General features: G+C 66.7%; 14 protein-coding genes. 5 read left to right on the forward strand and 9 right to left on the reverse strand.

All coding sequences use genetic code 11. The features are described 5' to 3' along the window. Positions 1 to 21: 21 nt before the first annotated feature. Positions 22 to 1,365, reverse strand: coding sequence for a DUF445 domain-containing protein (locus tag MTAB308_RS12865; protein WP_077099758.1), 1,344 nt, complete (start codon positions 1,363 to 1,365; stop codon positions 22 to 24). Positions 1,366 to 1,498: 133 nt separating this feature from the next. Between MTAB308_RS12865 and MTAB308_RS12870 the strand changes: the two genes are divergently transcribed. The 3 genes from MTAB308_RS12870 to pcaA all read left to right on the forward strand — a co-directional run bounded on the left by MTAB308_RS12870 (position 1,499) and on the right by pcaA (position 4,228). After that, positions 1,499 to 2,200, forward strand: coding sequence for a TetR/AcrR family transcriptional regulator (locus MTAB308_RS12870; RefSeq protein WP_077099759.1), 702 nt, complete (start codon positions 1,499 to 1,501; stop codon positions 2,198 to 2,200). A gap of 12 nt (positions 2,201 to 2,212) precedes the next feature. Next, on the forward strand, positions 2,213 to 3,223 hold the full coding sequence (locus tag MTAB308_RS12875; protein ID WP_077099760.1) for a prenyltransferase: 1,011 nt from the start codon (positions 2,213 to 2,215) through the stop codon (positions 3,221 to 3,223). A gap of 141 nt (positions 3,224 to 3,364) precedes the next feature. Continuing rightward, positions 3,365 to 4,228, forward strand: a complete 864-nt coding sequence (gene pcaA, locus MTAB308_RS12880) for a cyclopropane mycolic acid synthase PcaA (protein ID WP_077099761.1) — start codon at positions 3,365 to 3,367, stop codon at positions 4,226 to 4,228. Positions 4,229 to 4,242: 14 nt separating this feature from the next. Here pcaA and MTAB308_RS12885 read toward each other — a convergent pair whose 3' ends face one another. The 4 genes from MTAB308_RS12885 to MTAB308_RS12900 form a co-directional block, all read right to left on the reverse strand. Then, the gene (locus MTAB308_RS12885) at positions 4,243 to 5,103 is read right to left on the reverse strand and encodes a cyclopropane mycolic acid synthase family methyltransferase (protein WP_077099762.1); all 861 of its coding nucleotides are present in this window, start codon (positions 5,101 to 5,103) and stop codon (positions 4,243 to 4,245) included. A gap of 79 nt (positions 5,104 to 5,182) precedes the next feature. Continuing rightward, positions 5,183 to 6,046 carry a 3-hydroxybutyryl-CoA dehydrogenase gene (locus MTAB308_RS12890; RefSeq protein ID WP_077099763.1) on the reverse strand — a complete coding sequence of 288 codons (864 nt, stop codon included), beginning with the start codon at positions 6,044 to 6,046 and terminating at the stop codon, positions 5,183 to 5,185. Between the two features lie 144 nt (positions 6,047 to 6,190). Continuing rightward, positions 6,191 to 7,477 (reverse strand): isocitrate lyase, encoded by a 1,287-nt coding sequence (gene aceA, locus MTAB308_RS12895; RefSeq protein ID WP_077099764.1) that lies wholly within the window; start codon positions 7,475 to 7,477, stop codon positions 6,191 to 6,193. 277 nt (positions 7,478 to 7,754) lie between these two features. Further along, positions 7,755 to 8,549 (reverse strand): acyl-[acyl-carrier-protein] thioesterase, encoded by a 795-nt coding sequence (locus MTAB308_RS12900; protein WP_077099765.1) that lies wholly within the window; start codon positions 8,547 to 8,549, stop codon positions 7,755 to 7,757. Between the two features lie 160 nt (positions 8,550 to 8,709). Here MTAB308_RS12900 and ramB point away from each other — a divergent pair, with 160 nt between their 5' ends. Further along, on the forward strand, positions 8,710 to 10,125 hold the full coding sequence (gene ramB / locus MTAB308_RS12905; RefSeq protein ID WP_077099766.1) for an acetate metabolism transcriptional regulator RamB: 1,416 nt from the start codon (positions 8,710 to 8,712) through the stop codon (positions 10,123 to 10,125). Next, positions 10,122 to 10,682, forward strand: a complete 561-nt coding sequence (locus MTAB308_RS12910; protein ID WP_077099767.1) for a carboxymuconolactone decarboxylase family protein — start codon at positions 10,122 to 10,124, stop codon at positions 10,680 to 10,682. Before ramB ends, MTAB308_RS12910 begins: the two co-directional genes overlap by 4 nt. On the opposite strand, the gene MTAB308_RS12915 is transcribed toward MTAB308_RS12910, so the two are convergent. The 4 genes from MTAB308_RS12915 to MTAB308_RS12930 form a co-directional block, all read right to left on the reverse strand. Then, complete coding sequence (locus tag MTAB308_RS12915) at positions 10,679 to 10,954, reverse strand: hypothetical protein (RefSeq protein WP_077099768.1); 276 nt, start codon at positions 10,952 to 10,954, stop codon at positions 10,679 to 10,681. The two genes, MTAB308_RS12910 and MTAB308_RS12915, sit on opposite strands and share 4 nt — an antisense overlap. 5 nt (positions 10,955 to 10,959) lie before the next feature. After that, the gene (gene lpdA, locus MTAB308_RS12920; RefSeq protein WP_077099769.1) at positions 10,960 to 12,354 is read right to left on the reverse strand and encodes a dihydrolipoyl dehydrogenase; all 1,395 of its coding nucleotides are present in this window, start codon (positions 12,352 to 12,354) and stop codon (positions 10,960 to 10,962) included. A 109-nt stretch (positions 12,355 to 12,463) separates the two neighbouring features. Further along, a complete protein-coding gene (locus MTAB308_RS12925; protein ID WP_077099770.1) occupies positions 12,464 to 13,021 on the reverse strand; it encodes a hypothetical protein in 558 nt (185 codons plus the stop codon). Further along, complete coding sequence (locus tag MTAB308_RS12930; protein WP_077099771.1) at positions 13,014 to 13,292, reverse strand: putative holin; 279 nt, start codon at positions 13,290 to 13,292, stop codon at positions 13,014 to 13,016. The genes MTAB308_RS12925 and MTAB308_RS12930 overlap by 8 nt, the downstream gene beginning before the upstream one ends. Positions 13,293 to 13,301: the final 9 nt, after the last annotated feature.

Here is a 13,301-nt window from a genome sequence, read left to right on the forward strand (position 1 = left end):
TGCAAGCACTTGTTAGCACCCCTAGAAAAGCAGCTGCGCGACGGCGTAGATGATCAGCCCCGCCAGGGACCCCACGACGGTGCCGTTGATCCGAATGAATTGCAGGTCGCGCCCCACGTGCAGCTCGATGCGCCGGCTGGCCTCCTCGGCGTCCCAGCGCTCGATCGTGTCGGTGATGATCGCGGTGATCTCCACCCCGTACTGAGAGACCAGGTGCTGGGCCGCCCGCACGATCCAGTTGTCGACCTTGTCGCGCAGATCGGCGTCGTCCCGCAACGACTCCCCGATCCGGACCACCGTTTCGGCGATGCGCGTGCGCAGGGTGCTCGACGGGTCGTCGACGCCCTCGAGCACCAGCCGTTTGAGCGTGCGCCACGCCGTCGCCGCGGCGTCGGCGAGCTCGTCGCGCGCCATCAGCTGTTCCTTGACCGCCTCGGCGCGCGCGATGGTCTCCGCGTCGTTCTGCAGGTCGTCGGCGAACTCGAACAGGAAGCGCGTCGCCGAACGGCGCAGCTCGTGGTCGGGGTTGCGGCGGACCTTGTCGGTGAAGTCCATCAGCTCGCGGTGGATTCGGTCCCCGACGAGATGGTCGATGAAGCGGGGCGACCAGCTCGGCGAGTCCCGCTCGACCACCCGCTGGATGACCTCTCCGGCGTTCAGCGACCACTGGAACGCCCGGTCGGCCAGGAGCTGGATGAGGGCCTCCTGGCGGTTCTCGGCCAGCAGGGTCGACAGCACGCGGCCCACCGGCGGACCCCATTGCGGTTCGGCGAGGCGGCGCACGATCATCCGGTCGATCACCTGCTGGACGTCCTCGTCACGCAGCAGCTCCACGAGCACCCGCAGCACCGTCGCCGTCTCGCTCGCCACCCGCGCGGCGTGCGCGGACTCCGAGAGCCATTTGCCGAGCCGGCTGGGCACCTGGGCGTCCCGCAGCTTCGTCTCGACGACCGGCGGCGACAGGAAGTTCTCCCGCACGAAGGTCCCCAGGCCCTCGCCGAGCTGGTCCTTCTTGCGCTTGATGATCGCGGTGTGGGGGATCGGAATGCCCAGCGGGTGCTTGAACAGCGCGGTGACCGCGAACCAGTCGGCCAGCGCACCCACCATGCCGGCCTCCGCGGCCGCCCCGACGTAACCGACCCAGGCCGCCGTGGTGGCGTGGGCCTGCGCCCACCGACAGGCGAGGAACAAACCGGTGGCGCCCACCAGGAAACTGAGCGCGACCAATTTCATCCGGCGCAGCGCCACGCGCCTTTCGGAGTCGGCCTCCGGATCGGCCCCGGCAAACGATTCGGCCAGGGACGGTCGCGCCGCCGGCGGCGGGGCTGACGCCTCGCCCGGGTCTGAGGCTCTGTGTGCCACCACACCATCATGTATTGCCGCGCGCAGTTAGTGTTACTGCCCTGCTTGCGGCCCCCGCGCTTACGCAGCCTATGCGGCAAAACCGACCCCGCACGCCGTAGTATCGGGGGCGTCTGATGAGTGGGAAGCGGCGAGAGTGGCAGAGCGGATCCCGGCTGTGACCGTGAAGACGGATGGCCGCAAGCGACGCTGGCACCAACACAAGGTGGAGCGGCGCAACGAGCTGGTCGATGGCACGATCGTGGCGATCCGCCGGCACGGCCGCTTTTTGAGCATGGACGAAATCGCCGCCGAGATCGGCGTGTCCAAAACGGTGCTGTACCGCTACTTCGTCGACAAGAACGACCTGACGACCGCGGTGCTGATGCGGTTCGCGCAGTCGACGCTGATCCCGAACATGGCGGGCGCGCTGACCTCCAACCTGGACGGCTTCGACCTGACCCGCGAGATCATCCGCGTCTATGTCGAAACCGTCGCGGACGAACCGGAGCCGTATCGCTTCGTGATGGCCAACAGCTCGCCGACCAAGAGCAAGGTGATCGCGGACTCGGAGCGAATCATCGCCCGCATGCTCGCGATGATGCTGCGCCGCCGCATGCAGGAGGCCGGGATGGACACCGGGGGGGTGGAAACGTGGTCCTACATCATGGTCGGCGGCGTGCAGCTGGCCACCCACTCCTGGATCTCCGACCCGCGAATGAGCGCCGACGAGCTGATCGACTACCTGACCATGCTGAGCTGGAGCGCGATCTGCGGGATCGTCGAGGCCGGCGGGTCACTGGAGAAGTTCCGTGGGCAGCCGCATCCCTCGCCGATCGTGCCGCCGCGAGAACCATGAGGTGGTGCCCGGATGCCTGACGTGAGCGTGGGCTCACGGCTGCGGTCGTGGGCCTACGCGCTGCGCACCACCAACCCGCCCCCCGACGGGCCGGTCGACGCCGTCACGCGTTGGCTGGTGGTCACCCGGGCGGCGGTGCTGCCGATGACCCTGGTCTCCGGCCTGGTCGCGGCCCTGCTAGCGGTCGGCAAACCCGGGCTGGACTGGCGCTGGCTGGCGCTGGCCGTGGTCGGCATCACGCTGGCGCACACCGCCAACAACCTGATGAACGACCTCTACGACACCCGGGTCGGCACCGACAGCGCCACCTACCCGCGCGCCCTGTACGCCCCCCACCCGGTGCTGTCCGGGCTCGTCAGCCGCCGCACGCTGGGGCTGGCGATCCTGCTCGTGAACCTCGCCGACCTGGCGATCCTCGTCACACTGACGTGGGCACGCGGCTGGCCCGTGGCCGGCTTCGCGCTGGCCGGCTTCGCCCTCAGCGTCGCCTATACCGCGCCGCCGCTGCGGCTGAAGAAGCGCGGCCTCGGCGAACCCGACGTCTTCGTCGTGTGGGGTCCGCTGATGGTGTGCGGCACCTACTACTCCGCGGTGGGCCGGGTGGGCTGGGACGTGGTGCTGGCCTCGCTGCCCTACGGCCTGTTGTGCACGACGGTGCTGATGGGCAAGCACATCGACAAGATCCCCTACGACGCACCGCTGGGCATCCGGACGCTGCCCGTGCTGCTCGGCGAGGCGCGCGCCCGGTCGGTCACGCTCGGAATGATGGTCGGCTTCTACGTGCTGGTGGCGGTGGCCGTCGCGGCGCGGGCGATGCCCTGGCCCGCGCTCGTCGTCGCGCTGGCCTTGCCCCGGCTGGCGAAGGTGTGGCCGTATTTCCGCCGACCAAGGCCCGACGAGCCGCCGCCGCAGTTTCCGGTGTGGCCGCTGTGGTACGCCGCGCTGGCCTGGGTGCACGTGCGCCAGGCCGGCGCGCTGCTGGTGGTGGGGCTGGCGGCGGGCGCCGTGTTGCGCGTCTTGTGACCGGGATGTGACGCAGAGCCGACCGTTGAAATGCGACTTGGACAGCCTTAACGGCTAGCATGCATGGGATGCATCGGGGGTGAACCCGGCGCTCGGGCGCAAGGAAGCCTGGACCCGAGATACAGAAAGGCCTAATTCCTCATGTCTGTGCAGCTCACGCCGCATTTCGGGAACGTGCAAGCGCACTACGATCTCTCCGACGACTTCTTCCGGCTTTTCCTGGACCCCACCCAGACCTACAGCTGCGCCTACTTCGAGCGCGACGACATGACGCTCGAGGAAGCCCAGATCGCCAAGATCGACCTGTCGCTGGGGAAGCTCGGGCTCGAGCCGGGAATGACGCTGCTCGACGTCGGCTGCGGCTGGGGCGCCACCATGCGCCGCGCCCTCGAGAAGTACGACGTCAACGTCGTCGGCCTGACGCTGTCGGAGAACCAGGCCGACCACGTGCAGAAGATGTTCGACGAGATGGACACGAAACGCTCGGCGCGGGTGCTGCTGGAGGGCTGGGAGAAGTTCGACGAGCCGGTCGACCGCATCGTCTCCATCGGCGCCTTCGAACACTTCGGCCGCCAGCGCTGGGGCCACTTCTTCAAGATGGCCTACCGGGTGCTGCCGGCCGACGGCGTCATGATGCTGCACACCATCACACGCCCGACCTTCAAAGAGGCCAGGGCGCAGGGTAACCCGCTGACCCACGAAGTCGTTCACTTCACCCAGTTCATCCTGGCCGAGATCTTCCCGGGCGGCTGGCTGCCCACGATCCCGTCGGTCGAGGAGCACGCGGAGGAGGCCGGCTTCAAGCTCACGCGCATCCAGTCGCTGCGGCTGCACTACGCGAGGACCCTGGAAACGTGGGCCACCGCGCTCGAGGCCAACAGGGACCAGGCGATCGCCATCCAGTCGGAAGAGGTCTACGACCGCTACATGAAGTACCTGACGGGATGCGCCAAGCTGTTCCGCCAGGGCTATACCGACGTCAACCAGTTCACGTGTGAGAAGTAACCGAGCAGGGGTCGCTACTTCGCCAGCGTGAACTGGCCGACGTTGCTGATGCCTTTGAGGAAGAAGTTCTCGCACCCGGTCAGATAGTGCATATAGCGGTCGTAGACCTCTTGGGACTGGATGGCGATCGCCTTTTCCCGGTTGGCCTCTAAATTGGCCGCCCAGATATTCAGCGTGCGCGCGTAGTGCTCGCGCAACAATTGCACCTTTTCGATGGTAAATCCGGCCGCCGGGGCCAACTCCGCGATGTCTTCCTCCGCCGGCAACTGCCCGCCCGGGAAAATTTCCGTATAGATGAAGCGCGTGAATCGAATGTCGCGCATGGTCAGCGAGATGCCGCGCTCATGCATCTGTTTTTGCGAGTGCCCGAGAATCGTGTGCAGCAACATTCGGCCGTCGTCGGGAAGAATGTCGTAGGCGCGTTCGAAAAATGCGGGCCAACGTTCCGCCTTGAACGCTTCGAAGGCGCCGATGGTGACGACCCGATCGACTTTGTCGTCGAACTCCTCCCAACCCTGCAGTCGAATCTCGATGTTGCGCTCGGTCGGGATCCCGGCCAACCGGGCCTTGCTGTACTCGAACTGGTTGCGGCTGAGGGTGATTCCGATGACATTGACGTCAAACTTCTCGACCGCCCGTTGTAGCGCTCCGCCCCACCCGCAGCCGATGTCGAGCAACGTCATCCCGGGTTCGAGGTTGAGTTTGCCCAGCGCGAGGTCGAATTTGGCGTTCTGCGCCTCCTCGAGGGTCATGTCGTCGCGCTCGAAGTAGGCGCACGTGTAGCCCATCGTCGAATCTAGGAAGAGTGCGAAAAATTCGTCGGAAACGTCATAAATAGATTGCGACTCTTCGTAATACGGCCTCAACGCGGTCATGGATGCCCGATATCCTCTCGTTTGTTGAACGCGAGGATAATATCGGATTAGTTCAACGCCTGCCAGTTGATCCCGTCATTTAGTACGAGTAAAAACCCTGGCCCGACTTTTTGCCCAGCCGGCCCGCTTCGACCATGCGCAGCAGCAACGGCGGCGGGCCGTATTGCGGTTCTTTGAATTCCTCGAACATTTTGTCCGCGATCAGCTTGAGCGTGTCCAGGCCGACGAGGTCGGACAGCCGCAGCGGGCCCATCGGGTGCGACAACCCGGCGACCACGGCCTTGTCGACGTCCTCGACGCTGGCAAACCCGGCCTCCACCATCCGGATCGCCGACAGCAAATAGGGCACCAGCAGCGCGTTCACCACGAAACCGGAGCGGTCGGAGCAGCGCACCACCTGCTTGCCCAGCACCGCGCCGGCGAACTCCTCGGTGCGCGCGGCGGCGGCCTCGTCGGTGACCAGGGTGCACACCAGCTCGACCAGTGGCAGCACCGGGACCGGATTGAAGAAGTGCAGGCCCAGCACGCGTTGCGGGTTCTTGGTGGCCGCGGCGATCTTCATGATCGGGATGCTCGAGGTGTTGGACGCCAGGACCGCGTCGGGATCGGTGACCACCCGGTCCAGGTCGGCGAACACCTGCGCCTTGACCGCGTCGTCCTCGATGATGGCCTCGATCACCAGCTGCCGGTCGGCCAGGTCCTTCATGTCGGTGGTGAAGGTGAGCTTGCTCAGCGCGCGGTCGCGCTCGCGTTCGGTCACCTTGCCGGCGCTGACGCCGCGCTCCAGCGACTTCACGATGCGGTTGCGTCCCGCCGTGATCAGCGGCTCGGTGGTCTCGAACACGGTCACGTCGACGCCGGCGCGGACGGCGACCTCGGCGATGCCGGAGCCCATCTGCCCGGCACCGACAACTCCCACGCGCTGGATCGCTGCGTCACTCACTGTCTTCGTCTCCCGAGTCGTATTGTCGTGCACCGCAATAGGCCCCGCCCAGGTTGGCTGGGCGGGGCCTATGCTACTTCAGCTTCTCGCCGGCACGCCGAGCGTGTAATCGGTGCACGGTCGGCGCGGCCAGGCCGCAGCGGATCAGTGGAACTGACCCTCTTCGGTCGAACCGGTCAGAGCGGTGGTCGACGAGGTGGGGTCGACCGTGGTGGCGATCCGGTCGAAGTAACCGGCGCCGACCTCGCGCTGGTGCTTGGTCGCGGTGTAGCCACGCTCCTCGGCGGCGAACTCGCGCTCCTGCAACTCGACATAGGCGCTCATCTGGTTGCGGGCGTAGCCGTAGGCCAGGTCGAACATCGAGTAGTTCAGCGCGTGGAAGCCGGCCAGCGTGATGAACTGGAACTTGAATCCCATTGCGGCAAGCTCCTTTTGGAACTTCGCGATGGTTCCGTCGTCCAGGTGCTTACGCCAGTTGAACGACGGCGAGCAGTTGTACGCCAGCATCTGGTCGGGGTACTCCGCCTTGACCGACTCGGAGAACTTGCGCGCCAGCTCGAGGTCCGGGGTGCCGGTCTCCATCCAGATCAGGTCGGCGAACGGGGCGTAGGCCTTGGCCCGCGCGATGCAGGGCTCGATGCCGTTCTTGGTCCGGTAGAAGCCTTCGCGGGTGCGCTCGCCGGTGATGAACGGCTGGTCACGCTCGTCGACGTCGGACGTGATGAGCGTGGCGGCCTCGGCGTCGGTGCGCGCGATCACCACGGTCGGGACGCCGCAGACGTCGGCGGCCAGGCGGGCCGAGGTGAGCGTGCGGATGTGCTGCTGGGTCGGGATCAGCACCTTGCCGCCCAGGTGACCGCACTTCTTCTCCGAGGCCAGCTGGTCCTCCCAGTGCGAACCCGCGACGCCGGCGGCGATCATGGCCTTCTGCAGTTCGAAGACGTTGAGCGCGCCACCGAAGCCGGCCTCGCCGTCGGCGACGATCGGCGCCAGCCAGTTCTCCACGGACCGGTCGCCCTCGACCTTGGCGATCTGGTCGGCGCGCAGCAGCGCGTTGTTGATCCGGCGGACCACCTGCGGCACCGAGTTGGCCGGGTACAGGCTCTGGTCGGGGTAGGTGTGGCCGGACAGGTTGGCGTCACCGGCGACCTGCCACCCGGACAGGTAGATGGCCTTGAGGCCGGCGCGCACCTGCTGGACGGCCTGGTTGCCGGTGAGCGCACCGAGCGCGTTGACCCACTCCAGGTCGTGCAGCTCTTCCCACAGCACCTCCGCGCCGCGGCGGGCCAGCGTGTTTTCCTCGACGACGGTGCCTTGCAGCGCGACGACGTCCTCGGCGGTGTAGGTGCGCGTGATGCCCTTCCACCGCGGGTTGGTGTCCCAGTCGTGCTGGATCTGCTCGGCGCTCTTGGGGGTGCCAACGACAGACATTGGGCTTACTCCTTAACGGTTCTTTGCTAATCGCTAAACGTCCACGCCAACCGCCGCCGGGCGGTAGCTAGGGGCTCAACTTCACTGGCGTGCTAACTCGAAGATGGCACAGCTTGTTCCCGCAGGTCCAGCCGTTTCATTTGCCAATTTCGGCCACGACTCCGCTCGATTTTGCAAATCTTGTGAAGATGAACGCAAACTTAACCGTTTCAGAAGCTACCCGTCAGTAACCCTATCCACGCAGGTCAGACGGGAAATCGACCGGTCGGAGGTTTGCCTAGAGAGCGAAGATGGCGGCGACGGCTTTCGTCTCGTCGCCGACGGCATATGTGAGCGTTGTAACAGGCCGATCGGCCAGGCCGGGACCGAACTGCTCCGTCGAGCCGGCCGGGTGGACGTGCGAGATGATCTCCAGCTTGTCGCCGAGCGCGACCGGCGCCTCGTGCTCGATCGTGGTGCGCAGCGGCCCCTGCAACAGCTCGGGGTGCGCCGCCAGGTAGTCCTCGATCACGCTCCAGTACACCGAGTTGTTCATGTGGTCGAACAGGTCGATGTCGGTCACCCGCACGGGGAACTCGTGGATCTCGGTGGCGTCGTCGCGGCTGCCGGGCTTCAGGTAGCCCTTCCACTTCAAACGATTGACGGTGGTCGTCTTGTGCAGGCCCGCCAGGAAGTCGTCGGCGATGCGCGACGGCATCTGGGTTTCCCGGTTGATGTTGATCCAGAACGCCTCGGATTCGATCAGGCCGCCCTTGCGCCCGTCGATGCGAACCCGCATCTCGCACCACCGGTTCGAGGTGCCCGAACACCAGCGCCGGCACCGCAGCATGTCCTGGAACTCGATCGGGCGGATCAGGTCCACCATCGTGCGCCGCACGATCCACAGCGGGTGGGTTTCCTCGAAGCCCATCTCCCGGAGCTGGTCCTGGCCGATGTCCTGGATGTGCCTGCACGCGGCGTCCAGGCGCAGCCGGCCGGTGCGGTCGATGTCGCCCACCCGCAACGGCCAGTCGCGTCCGAATACGTCGGGATGGCCGTCGGGCACCGGCATCATTATTTTGTCCAGGCTCACGGCTTGTCTCCCCGTTCCCTCCGTGTCGGTATCCCAGGTTAACCCCGGCCCCCGCTGCGAATGATGCCAAATCGCGTCTTCCAAACGCCAATCGTGACCGATCGCGCCGCCCTGCCAACTCTGCGAACCGCCCCTTCGCAGCGCCCGGTACCCTTCTGGGGTGGCCAAAACCTTCGTCGGCTCCCGCGTTCGCCAGCTCCGCAACGAGCGCGGTTTTTCTCAAGCGGCGCTCGCCCAGATGCTGGAGATCTCGCCGAGCTATCTCAACCAGATCGAGCACGACGTCCGCCCCCTGACGGTGGCCGTGCTGCTCCGCATCACCGAGGTGTTCGGGGTGGACGCCACCTTCTTCGCCTCGCAGGACGACACCCGGCTGGTCGCCGAGCTGCGCGAGGTGACCATGGACCGCGACCTGGACATCGACGTCGAGCCCACCGAGGTGGCCGAGATGGTCAGCGCTCATCCCGCCCTGGCCCGCGCCGTGGTCAACCTGCACCGGCGCTACCGGATCACCACCGCGCAGCTGGCCGCAGCCACCGAGGAGCGCTACTCCGACGGCAGCGGCAGCGGGTCGATCACCATGCCCCACGAAGAGGTGCGCGACTACTTCTACCAACGCCAGAACTACCTGCACGAGCTGGACACCGCCGCCGAGGACCTCACCATCAAGATGCGCCTGCACCACGGCGACCTCGCCCGCGAATTGACCCGCCGGCTCACCGAGGTGCACGGCGTGCACATCACCCGGCGCATCGACCTCGGCGACACCGTCCTGCACCGCTTCGACCCCCACAGCAAGACGCTGGAGATCAGCAACCACCTCTCCTCGGGTCAGCAGGTGTTCAAGCTGGCCGCCGAACTGGCCTACCTCGAGTTCGGCGACCTGATCGACAGCCTGGTCGCCGAGGGCAAGTTCACCAGCGACGAGTCGCACACCCTGGCCCGGCTGGGGCTGGCCAATTACTTCGCCGCGGCCGCGGTGCTGCCCTACCGCCAGTTCCACGACGTCGCCGAGAACTTCCGCTACGACGTCGAGCGGTTGTCGTCGTTCTACTCGGTCAGTTACGAGACCATCGCGCACCGGCTTTCGACGTTGCAACGGCCGACGATGCGCGGGGTGCCGTTCTCGTTCGTCCGGGTGGACCGTGCCGGCAACATGTCAAAACGCCAGTCCGCCACCGGCTTTCACTTCTCCTCCAGCGGAGGGACGTGCCCGTTGTGGAACGTGTACGAAACGTTCGCCAACCCGGGAAAGATCCTGGTGCAGATCGCCCAGATGCCCGACGGGCGCAACTACATGTGGGTGGCCCGCACCGTGGAGCGCCGCGCCGCGCGGTATGGTCAGCCCGGTAAAACCTTCGCGATCGGGCTGGGCTGCGAGCTCCGCCACGCTCATCGGCTCGTCTACTCGGAAGGACTCGACTTGTCCGGGGATATCGCCACACCGATCGGCGCGGGCTGCCGCACCTGCGAACGCGACAACTGCCCCCAGCGGGCGTTCCCGGCCCTGGGGCGCGCACTCGATCTCGACGAGCACCGCAGCACCGTGTCGCCGTACCTGGTGAAGCAAGCGTGACCGGGACTCAGGGCGGCCGCATCCCGTCGGGCCGGTTCCGCGAACTGGGGCCGATCAACTGGGTGATGGCGAAGGCCGCCGCGCGCAGGATGCGGGTTCCGGAGATGCACTTGTTCACCACCCTGGGCCAGCGCCGGGCGCTGTTCTGGACCTGGTCGATGTACAGCGGGCGGCTGCTGCGGGGCCGGCTGCCGGCCGTCGACACCGAGTTGGTGATCCTGCGGGTCGCGCACGTGCGCGGTTGCGAATACGAGCTGCAGCACCATCGCGGGATGGCGCGAAATCAGGGCCTGAACGACGATTTGCAGGCCGCGATTTTCGCCTGGCCCGAGACGCTGGACCGGGTCGAGGCGCGCCTGACCGTGCGGCAGCAGGCGCTGCTGGCGGCCACCGACGAGTTCCTGACGCAGCGCACCGTCACCGACGACACCTGGCGGCAGCTGGCGACGCACCTGGATCGGCGTCAGCTCATCGAATTCTGCTTGCTGGCAAGCCAATACGACGGCCTGGCCGCGACCATGTCGGCGCTGGCCATCCCGTTGGACAGGCCAAGCTAGAAGTAGACGTCGGCCAGCACGGCCAGCGTCAGCGTCACCGGCAGCAGGGGCAGGCCGAATCCGAAGCCCGACCAGGCGTACTTTTTGCGCCGGCGCTGCAGCGACGCCCACAGGGTGGCGCAGACCGCCAGCGCGAGCGAAAGCAGCAATACCGTCGGCGCCCACTGGCCTACCGCCGCGTTGTCGTCGGCGATCGAAAAGGCCACCAGCCACAGGACATAACCGGTGGCGATGCCGCCGATGACGCCAATTACGGTGTCGCTGCGAATCATTGACGTCAGAAGTTGATCATATGGCCGGTCAAGCCGTGGAAGCATTCCTGCAGCGCCTCCGACATGGTCGGGTGGGTGTGCACGTTGCGGGCCAGCTCGGTGGCGGTCAGGTCCCACTTCTGCGCCAGCGTCAGCTCGGGCAACAGCTCGGACACGTCGTGGCCGATCAGGTGCCCGCCCAGCAGCTCGCCATACTTGCCGTCGGCGACCAGCTTGACGAAACCGCTGGGGTCGCCCAGGCCGTGGGCCTTGCCGTTGGCGGTGAACGGGAACTTGGCCACCACGACGTCGTAGCCCTCCTCGCGGGCCTGCTCCTCGGTGAGCCCGAAGCTGGCGACCTGCGGCTGGCAGAACGTCGCGCGCGGCAGCATGCGGTAGTCGCCGAGGGCCATAGTCTCCGCGCCGGCGATGGTTTCGGCCGCCACCACGCCCATGGCCTCGGCGACATGGGCCAGCATCAGCCGCCCGGTGACGTCGCCGATCGCGTAGATGTGGTCGACGTTGGTGCGCATGTAGTCGGTGATGCCGATCGCCTTGCGCTCGGTCAGCGCTACCCCTGCCGCCTCCAGCCCGTAGCCTTCGACGTTGGGCGCAAACCCGATGGCCTGCAACACTTTCGCGGCCTTGAGCTCCTCGGCGTTACCGTCCTTGCTGACCGCCACCGTCACCTCGGCGCCGTTGTCGTTGATGGACTCGACCTTGGTTCCGGTGAGGATCTTGATGCCCAGCTTCTTGAACTGTTTCTCGATCTCCTTGGAGACCTCGGCGTCCTCGTTGGGCAGCGCTCGCGGCAGGAACTCCACGATGGTCACGTCGACCCCGTAGTTCTTCAGCACGTAGCCGAACTCCATGCCGATCGCCCCGGCCCCGGCGATGATGATCGACTCCGGCAGCTCCCGGGACAGGATCTGTTCCTCATAGGTCACCACGTTCGCCGACAGCGACGTCCCCGGAACCAGCCGGGTGCTGCTGCCGGTGGCGATGATGACGTTGTCGAACGTGACGGTATCGGTGCCCCCGTCGTTGAGATCGACGGACAGCGTGTGGGGGTCGGTGAACCTGCCGTACCCGTGGATCTCGGTGATCTTGTTCTTCTTCATCAGGAAGTGCACGCCGGCGACGCGGCCCTCGGCCACCTTGCGGCTGCGGTCGAAGGCGATGCCGTAATCGAACGTCGCCTCGCCGCCGATCCCAAAGGTCTTGGCCTCTTTGGTGAAGATGTGGGCGAGCTCGGCGTTGCGCAGCAACGCCTTGGACGGAATGCAGCCGACGTTGAGGCAGACCCCGCCCCAGTACTTCGACTCGACGATTGCGGTGTTCAGGCCCAGCTGCGCGGCGCGAATGGCCGCGACGTATCCGCCGGGGCCGGCACCGAGGACGACGACGTCATAGTGAGTCACGAGCCCTACCCTAGTGGGGCCCACCGCCCTCTGGGACGCCGAGTGTGGGCCCTGAGCATGCGAACTGCCCCGAATTCGTCCCCAGGCCCCACGCTCGCGGGCCGGGGGCCTAGTACGGGATCACGCCGATCAGGCAGTGGCCCGTGCGCTCGCAGAAGTAGTAGCCGTACAGGGGCGCGGCGGCCGCGACGGACGCGAACGGCCCCGACATCACCGCGAGCGACAGCGCCGAGAGCAGAGCCCTGCCCTGCGCCATCGCCAACATCACGCCCCCCACCGCGCACGCCACCACGTACACCAGGACCGCGAACGCCGTGGCCGTCTTGTCGACCGAGTGATACCACCAGTAGAACAGCCCGAGCCCCACCACGGCCGACACCATCCACACGCCGAGCAGCACCAGGACCAGCTGCCACCACTTCAGGTACAGGTAACGACCGGGAACGGTGACCGGCTGCACCGGCACGCCGCCCGCTTCGCCCTCGGCGGCCTCGACCGCCGCGGACGTCTCGGGCTCGGCCGGCCGCTCGGGTGCCTTCGGCGCAGGCTGCGCGCCGGTGTCGTCCTCGTCGTCGAAGTTCGGGACGAACGACTGGGTGCCGGTGTCGTCCTCGTCGTCGAAGTTCGGGACGAACGACTGCGTGCCGGTGTCCTCGTCGTCAGCCACCGGAGGCCACCTGCAGGGCGACGAGGGCACCGAACCAGCCCGGCGCGAGCGACAGGATGAACGCGCCCACCATGGTGACCCAGCGCCGCCCGGAGAACAGGACCGTCAGCAGCCCGCTCACGGTGGGGATCCCGAGCACCAGCGCGATCACGACGTCGGGGCGCACCCTGGCATGCACCAGCACGGTGAGCGCGACACCGGTCAACATCCCGACCGCGCAGCCGATCAGCATGGCGCCGGCCAGCACCCAAGGACGCGGAAGCGGGATCACGCTGACGAG

The organism is Mycobacterium terramassiliense (assembly GCF_900157385.1).
Taxonomy (GTDB): domain Bacteria; phylum Actinomycetota; class Actinomycetes; order Mycobacteriales; family Mycobacteriaceae; genus Mycobacterium; species Mycobacterium terramassiliense.

Coding starts and splice junctions, on each gene's coding strand:
- pcaA (WP_077099761.1), top strand. CDS start 3,365: ATGTCTGTGCAGCTCACGCCGCATTTCGGGAACGTGCAAGCGCACTAC.
- MTAB308_RS12875 (WP_077099760.1), top strand. CDS start 2,213: ATGCCTGACGTGAGCGTGGGCTCACGGCTGCGGTCGTGGGCCTACGCG.
- MTAB308_RS12915 (WP_077099768.1), bottom strand. CDS start 10,954: ATGATTCGCAGCGACACCGTAATTGGCGTCATCGGCGGCATCGCCACC.
- MTAB308_RS12885 (WP_077099762.1), bottom strand. CDS start 5,103: ATGACCGCGTTGAGGCCGTATTACGAAGAGTCGCAATCTATTTATGAC.
- aceA (WP_077099764.1), bottom strand. CDS start 7,477: ATGTCTGTCGTTGGCACCCCCAAGAGCGCCGAGCAGATCCAGCACGAC.